5 protein-coding genes and 1 pseudogene are annotated in these 7,391 nt (G+C 69.1%); 2 read left to right on the top strand and 4 right to left on the bottom strand.

The annotated features are described in order from the left end of the window. Window positions 1-11 precede the first annotated feature (11 nt). Complete coding sequence (locus tag FM069_RS13220) at window positions 12-1,283, top strand: outer membrane protein transport protein (protein WP_143488822.1); 1,272 nt, start codon at window positions 12-14, stop codon at window positions 1,281-1,283. A gap of 202 nt (window positions 1,284-1,485) precedes the next feature. On the opposite strand, the gene FM069_RS13225 is transcribed toward FM069_RS13220, so the two are convergent. Continuing rightward, complete coding sequence (locus FM069_RS13225; RefSeq protein ID WP_143488823.1) at window positions 1,486-2,607, bottom strand: beta-ketoacyl-ACP synthase III; 1,122 nt, start codon at window positions 2,605-2,607, stop codon at window positions 1,486-1,488. 319 nt (window positions 2,608-2,926) lie between these two features. Between FM069_RS13225 and FM069_RS13230 the strand changes: the two genes are divergently transcribed. After that, the gene (locus tag FM069_RS13230) at window positions 2,927-4,558 is read left to right on the top strand and encodes an ABC-F family ATP-binding cassette domain-containing protein (RefSeq protein ID WP_143488824.1); all 1,632 of its coding nucleotides are present in this window, start codon (window positions 2,927-2,929) and stop codon (window positions 4,556-4,558) included. 31 nt (window positions 4,559-4,589) lie between these two features. On the opposite strand, the gene FM069_RS22330 is transcribed toward FM069_RS13230, so the two are convergent. From FM069_RS22330 to FM069_RS21630, 3 genes and pseudogenes are all read right to left on the bottom strand, one after another. Continuing rightward, window positions 4,590-5,873, bottom strand: coding sequence for a methyl-accepting chemotaxis protein (locus tag FM069_RS22330; protein WP_407681588.1), 1,284 nt, complete (start codon window positions 5,871-5,873; stop codon window positions 4,590-4,592). A 120-nt stretch (window positions 5,874-5,993) separates the two neighbouring features. Next, window positions 5,994-6,743: pseudogene (locus FM069_RS22335) on the bottom strand (cache domain-containing protein); the annotation flags it as partial. Between the two features lie 66 nt (window positions 6,744-6,809). After that, the coding region (locus FM069_RS21630; protein ID WP_178106731.1) for a hypothetical protein at window positions 6,810-7,391 on the bottom strand (582 nt) is incomplete at its 5' end.

Here is a 7,391-nt window from a genome sequence, read left to right on the forward strand (position 1 = left end):
CCGTGATAACAATGACAAGAATCTTCAAGACCAGCCTGGCCCTGGCCATTACCGCTGCCTCCAGCCAGACCTTCGCCAACGGTCTCGCCATCAACGAACAGAGCGCCAGCGGCATGGGCACCGCCTTCGCCGGCCGCTCCTCGTCCGCCCAGGACGCCTCCACCGTCTTCGGCAACCCGGCGGGCCTGTCCAAGCTGAAGCAGAACGAAGTCAGCGGCGGTTTCGCGGTGGTCGACGCCAACGTCGACATCCACGACGAGCAAAGCGCTGCCACCGGCACCAACAAGGGTGACATGGTGCCCCTGGCCTCCGTGCCGTTCGGCTACCTGGCCATGCCCCTCAACGAGGACTGGCACTTCGGCCTCGGCGTCTACGTGCCCTTCGGTGTGATCAGCGACTACGAGAAGAGCTTCCAGGGCCGCTACAAGGGCCTGTACAGCAAGGTTCAGGTGATCACCGTCCAGCCCACCCTGAGCTACAAGATCAACGACCGGGTGTCCGTCGGCTTCGGCCCGACCTTCAACCGCATCGACGGCAAGCTGACCAACAACCTGGCCACCAACGGCCTGCTGGGCAGCGAAGGCGACACCAAGCTGAACATCAAGGGCGACGACACCGCGGTCGGCTACAACGTCGGCGTGCTGGTGGACGTCACCGACGACACCACCTGGGGCCTGACCTACCACTCCAAGGTGGACTACACCCTGGAAGGCCATACCAAGGTCACCAACGCACCGTCTCCCCTGGGCCTGAACGGCAAGTACGACGCCAAGCTGGACATCACCATGCCGGAGTCGGTGGATACCTCCATCACCCACAAGCTGAACGACCAGTGGACCCTTTACGGCGGTGCCACCTGGACCCGCTGGAGCCGCCTGGAAAAAATCGCGGTGGAGAACGAAGGCGTGCCGGCCCTCGGCCAGGCCCTGGGCTTCGGCACCCTCACCGAGCAGCTGAAGTGGAAGGACACCTGGTCCTACGCCATCGGCGCCGCCTACCAGCTCAACCCCGAATGGGTGCTGCGCACCGGCTTCGCCATCGACGGCGCACCGACCACTAACGAGCACCGCAACGTGCGCATCCCGGTGGGTAACCGCAAGATCCTCTCCCTGGGTGCCGGCTGGACGCCGAGCCCGGAAGTGACCATCGACGTGGCCTATTCCTACCTGCGCGAGAACGAAGCGCCCATCAATCAGGAAGAGTCGGCGTTCCAGCCGGCCTACCACGCCAAGTACCGCAACAGCGCCCACGGCCTGGGTGCCCAGGTCACCTACCGCTTCTAAGCGTCTCCCGCGTGGCTCGCCCGGGCCACGCGGTTTCCCCTCTCCCCTCGCGTTTCTTTTCTTCCTCCGCCTCGGCGAGGCTTCGTCACGCCCACGCGCCAGCCTCCCAGGGAAAGATGGGTGACGGACGGGTTCACGCTTTCGGCCCGGAAAGGCCTGGGAGAAGACAGCGGGACGCCGCCGGGGCGCCCCGCCTTGAGGATCAGCGCTTGCGCAGGATCACGCTGCCAATGGAATAGCCGGCGCCAAAGGAACTGAGCACGCCGAGGGCGCCCTTGGGCAGATCGTCCTGGTATTTGTGCAGGGCGATCACCGAACCGGCCGAACTGGTGTTGGCGTAGGTGTCGAGGATCACCGGCGCTTCCTCGAGGGTGGCATCCCGGCCCAGCAGCTTGCGCACGATCAGCAGGTTCATGTTGAGGTTGGCCTGATGCAGCCAGAAGCGCTGCACATCGTTCACCTCGAGGGCATTCTCCTGCAGGTGCGCGCCGATCAGCTCGGCAACCATCGGGCAGACGTCCTTGAACACCTTGCGGCCTTCCTGCACGAACAACTTGTCGTCGGTGCCTGGGCCCTCTTCCGCCGCGCGGTTGAGGAAGCCGAAGTTGTTGCGGATGTTGTTGGAGAACTGGGTCAGCAGCTTGGTGCTGACGATGTCGAAGCAGTGGGCCGAGGTGGCCAGGTCGGCACGCTCGATGATCACCGCGGTGGCGGCGTCGCCGAAGATGAAGTGACTGTCGCGATCGCGGAAGTTCAGATGCCCGGTGCAGATTTCCGGGTCCACCAGCAGGATCGCTTTGGCCTGGCCCACCTGGATGGCGTTGCAGGCGGCCTGCAGGCCGAAGGTGGCCGAAGAACAGGCCACGTTCATGTCGTAGCCCCAGCCCTGGATGCCCAGCGCGGCCTGGACCTCGATGGCCACCGCCGGGTAGGCGCGCTGCAGGTTGGAACAGGCGACGATCACCCCGTCGATGTCCGCCGGCGTGCGGCCGGCGCGGGCCAGGGCCTCGCGGGCGGCGGCGACCGCCATCTCGCAGAGGATGCCCCACTCGTCGTTGGAGCGCTCGGGAATGCGCGGGATCATGCGGGCCGGGTCGAGGATGCCGGCCTTGTCCACCACGAACCGACTCTTGATGCCGGAGGCCTTCTCGATGAAGGCGACGCTGGATTCGCTCAGGGCCTCGACCTCGCCCCGGGCGATGGCCTCGGCGTGCTCGGCGTTGAAGGTCCGGACGTACGTATTGAAGGACTCGACCAGTTCTTCATTGGAGATGCTGTAGGCAGGGGTGAAAAGACCTGTGCCACTGATGACGGCCTGGTGCACGCGTGATCCTCTTCTCGATACGGGGCTTCGACTAAGCGGCTATTGTGCCGCGCGATGGACGCATTCTCCACCTGTCCTCGGACAGCGCGCCAGGCACTGTTCACCGGGAGACAGCTCCGGCGCGTTCCGCGTCACACCGGGAAGGTCCCGTCCGCGGCCTGGCCGGCGGTTGCCAGGGAGCGCCACAGCGCCTACCCTGCGCCTTCGATTCCTCCAGGAGCGTTCGTCCGATGCGCCAGTGATGCCGTTGCCTGCCTTGGCGACCCGAGACTCGCCCGCCTCGTGCGGTGGCCCCCTCACGGCATTTCCTGGAGCTTCCATGACCCTCCCCGCCCTGCTCGCGCTCGACGCGCTGACGTTCCTGCTGCCCGACGGCAGCCCGCTGTTCGAAGACCTGACCGAACGCCTCGATGCCCGCCCTACCGGCCTGGTAGGGCGCAACGGTGTCGGCAAGAGCGTGCTCGCCCGCCTGCTGGCCGGCCAATTGCCACCCAGCCGCGGACGCATCGATCGCTGGACGACGGTCCGCTACCTGCCCCAGACCCTCGACCCCGGGCACTTGCCCAGCGTCGCCCACCTGGCCGGGTTCGGGGCCGTGTTCGAGGCGCTGCGCCGGCTGCAGGACGGCTCCCTGCATCAGGCGGACTTCGACCTGCTGGACGGCCGCTGGGACCTGCCCGAGCGGCTGCAGGCCGCGTTGGACGAGGCCGGTCTGGGGCACGTGCGCAGCGATACCCCCAGCGCCCACCTGAGCGGCGGGCAGCGCATGGCCGTGGCCCTGGCCGGGCTGTTTCTCGATGGACCGGCCTTCCTGCTGCTGGATGAACCCACCAACCACCTGGACGCCGAAGCACGCCAGGTCCTGCAGCGACGCTTGGCGGACTGGCGCCACGGCGCCTTGGTGATCAGCCACGACCGGGCACTGCTGGACACCCTGCCCTGCACCCTGGCGCTGGGCCCCGGGGGCTTGCGTCGCTATGGCGGCGGCCACGCCTTCTACGAACGCAGCCGCCAGCGCGAAGCCCAGGCCGCCGAAGCCGAGCTACACCATGCCCGCCTGGCCCGCAGCCGTGGCGAACGCCAGTTGCGCCAGCAGCGGGAACGTCAGGCCCAGCGCAGTGCCCACGGCCAGCAACGGGCCCGGGACGGCAACCAGGCGAAGATCCTGCTGGACGCGCAGAAGGAACGCAGCCAGGGCAGCGCCGCGCGCCTCGACACGCGCCAGGCCCAGGCCCTTGAACAGCTGGACCAGGCCGTGCGCGAGGCGGCGCGGCGGGTGGCGCCGGCGCTGCCGGTGCACCTCTACGCAGAGGCCGACCGGGTCGCCCCCGGGCAAGGCGTGCTGCACGTCGAAGGGTTGCGGATGCCCCATTCCCTGCCTGGCTTCGCCCCCTTGGACCTGCATCTCGCCGGCCCCTGCCGCCTGGTGGTGAGCGGCCCCAACGGCTGCGGCAAGTCCACCCTGCTGCAGGTGCTGGCCGGCCACCTGGCGCCGGACTCGGGCGACTGCCGTCGGCCGCTGCCCCTGGCCTACATGGACCAGCACGGCACCCGCCTCGATCCCCAGCGCAGCGCCCTGGAGCAGTTGCGGGAGGCCAACCCGGCCCTCGACGAAGGCACGGCGCGCACGCGCCTGGTCCATGCCGGCCTGGTGGGTGATCGGGCGCTGCTGCCCTGTGGCGACCTGAGTGGCGGCGAACGCTTGAAGGTGGCCCTGGCCTGCGTGCTGGATGCGCGGCCCGCCGCACGCTTGCTGATGCTGGACGAGCCGCAGAACCACATCGACCTGGATTCGCTGCGGGAACTGGAGGCGGTGCTGGCCGGTTTCCCGGGCGCGCTGATCGTGGTGGCCCACGACGAGCGCTTCCTGGCGGCCCTGGCCCCCACCGAGCGGCTGCGCTGGACGCCCGCAGGCTGGCGCCACGAGTCCTGGCGGCCAGGGCTGGACTGACCGATCGCCGATCAGCCCAGCCGGTTCGCCCTCAACGGCCGCCCCGACTCAGCTCCTCCAGGCGCGCCGCGGCCTGCTGCACGGCGCGACCGAGGGCGTTGAGGTTCACCGCGTCCCGGGCGTTCTCCTCGCTGGCCGAGTGGATGCGCACCGCCAGTTCGTTGATCTCCTGGGTCACGTGGCTCTGCTCCTGGGCCGCCACGGCGATCTGCTGGGCGCGCTGGGAGATGTCCTCGAAGCTGTTCACCGTGCTGGACAGGGTGGTGGCCGCGCCCTCGGACTCCTCCACCGCCTGGCGGGTGCGCGCCTCGCCGCTCTGCATGGCCTGCACCGCCTGGCGCGACGCCTGCTGCAGGTTGGCGATCATGCCGCTGATCTCGTTGGCCGAGCTCTGGGTCTTGCCGGCCAGGGAACGCACCTCGTCGGCCACCACGGCGAAACCGCGGCCCTGCTCGCCGGCCCGGGCCGCCTCGATGGCGGCGTTCAGGGCCAGCAGGTTGGTCTGCTCGGAAATCGCCTTGATCACGTCCAGCACCGCGCCCACCTGCTGGCTGTCCTGCTCCAGCTTGGCGATGACCCCCGCCGCGCTGGCCATTTCCCCCGCCAGGGCCTGGATGGAGCGGCTGTTGGCCGCCACCTTGTCCTGGCCCTCGCGGACCACGCCCTGGGAACGCTGGGCGGTGTCGGCGCAGTCGTTGGTGTTCTGCGCCACTTCCTGGGCACTGGAAGACATCTCGGTAATGGCGGTGGCCAGCTGGGTGTTCTCCTGGCGCTGCTGCTCGGCCCGCTCCAGCAGGGCGCTGCTGAGGCCGCCCAGGCGACCGGCCTCGTCCAGCAGTCGCTGGGACTCCTCGCCGATCACCTGCAGCATGCCTTGCAGGCGCCCGGCGTACTGATTGACCGCGCGGCGCAGGCTGCCGATCTCGTCCTGGCGCAGGATGGTCAGGGCACCGCCCTGGCCTTGGCCGCTGCCCAGGGCATCGATCTGCACGGTGGTCTCGTCCAGTTGCTCCAGCAGCTTGCGCCCGGCCAGCCAGACGAAGAACAGCAACAGCCCCAGCAGCGGCAGGAGGAAGGCCAGCAGCTCGTAGGTGATGGCCCGGGCCAGACGGGTGGCGTTGGCCTGGGGCGTCACCAGGCCGACGATCCAGCCGGTCTGGGGCATGCGGAACAGGTTGGCCTGGCCGGGCTCGCCCAGCAGCGCGTCCTCGTCCAGGGAGGCGCTGGCGCTGCCATTGGAGGCCGCCTTCTGCCGGGCGTCCAGCAGTGGCTTCAGCCAGGCCTGGCGGCCGGCCAGGTCGTCGAACTTCTGCATGGCTGCGTCCTTGCCGCCCTCGCCCAGGGGGAAGAACAGCACGTTGCCGGACTGGTCCAGGGCGAAGGCATAGCCGCCGGTGACCTTGCCCTGCTCCTGGAGGAAGCGGGCGAGATCGTCCAGGCGCAGGTCGATGGTGCTGACCCCGGCGAAGCGCCCTTGCAGCGCGTAGGGCACACTGCAGGTGACCATGGGCACCTTGCTCACCGGGTCCTGGTAGGCCTCGGACCAGACGCAGGCAGTGCCCTTGGCGCCGCGCGCCCCGGTGTACCACGCGTCGTTGTGGTAACCAGGGCCGTCGGGCGTGTTGTAGTCGTCGGAATAGTCCAGGGCGCCGCTGCCGCCCCGCGCCCAGAAGAAGCTGCGCCGCTCGACGCCGCTGGCGAAGGCGCCGGGCTCCGGCCAGATGCCGCCGCCGGCGATGGCGGCGTCGCCGCCGTTGTCGATCAGGCGGGGGTAGGTGTCCCGGTACAGGGCCTCGTCCCGGGGCAGCACCTCGGCCAGGTGGGCCATGCTCACCGCGAGGCCCTCGATACCGGTGAGCTTGAGGCCGAGCTGGCGGACGATGGAGGTGCCCGTCTGCTCGATTAGGGCGTTGCTCTCCGCCACGACCCGGGGCTGGCCACGGAACACCATCACGGCGAACACGGCCAGTGCGGTGAGTACCAGGAGGAGGACGGCGCCCAGGGTCAGGCGGGTGGAAATGCGTTCTGGCAGCATAGACATCAGTACTCCTCGGATCCGGCTGGAAAGTGAGTCCTCGCAATGCATCCCTGAGACTAGCAGGCGTGTCCATGAGGCGCGGCGCGCCCGGCGCGCGAAAGTGCCTGAACGGCTATCGACCGTCCCTGGCGTTTCTACAGGGGCCATGCGGCAAGGTGATGTCAGCGGGTCCCGCGACGAACGCCCCCAGGCGCCCGCATGCCCCTCGTCCGCCTAGCGCAGGCTGAAGCGCCGCAGGGCCAGGGCCAGGATGCGGGTGTCGGCGCTGTTGGGGGCGTGGGCGTCCGGCAGGCGCAGCACCAGGCTGTTCAAGCCTTCGTGGAGCACGCCGGGCGGCACGCTGAAGGCGAGGGCCTGCTCGCCTCCGGGCAACTCGCCGGCGTACACCGGCTGGTCGTTGAGCAGCAGCGTCAGGCGCTGGCGGTCGAGGATCATCGCCGTCAGCCGTGCCTCGCCGGCCAGCGCCTGCCGGCCGAGGACGAAGCTTAGGCGCGCCTCCCGGCCATCGCTCCAGCGGAAGCCGTCCTCGGCGAAGTGGAAGTGGTCGAAGGCCGCCGCCGGGCTGTCGTAGGGGATGTCCACCGCCGCCTCGAAGGGTGGCAGGGTCTTCGCCCGGAATGCGTCCAGGCGATGGGCATGCTGGCGTTCGGAATGCAGGAACGGTGGATGGCGCCAGTCGAAGATGTACTCCGGGTAGCGGTCGATGTTGGGCTCGGCGTTCCAGCGCTTGCTGTAGGGGTTGTACAGGCCCTGGACGGCGTTGAAGAAAATCCCCACCAGCCCACCCACCGCCAC

Origin of the sequence: Pseudomonas mangiferae, assembly GCF_007109405.1 — a bacterium.
GTDB classification, from domain to species: Bacteria; Pseudomonadota; Gammaproteobacteria; order Pseudomonadales; family Pseudomonadaceae; genus Pseudomonas_T; species Pseudomonas_T mangiferae.

Bases quoted from the DNA above. Each gene is read 5' to 3' on its own strand.
- FM069_RS13230 (WP_143488824.1), top strand. From the start codon at position 2,927: ATGACCCTCCCCGCCCTGCTCGCGCTCGACGCGCTGACGTTCCTGCTG.
- FM069_RS22330 (WP_407681588.1), bottom strand. From the start codon at position 5,873: ATGCAGAAGTTCGACGACCTGGCCGGCCGCCAGGCCTGGCTGAAGCCA.
- FM069_RS13220 (WP_143488822.1), top strand. From the start codon at position 12: ATGACAAGAATCTTCAAGACCAGCCTGGCCCTGGCCATTACCGCTGCC.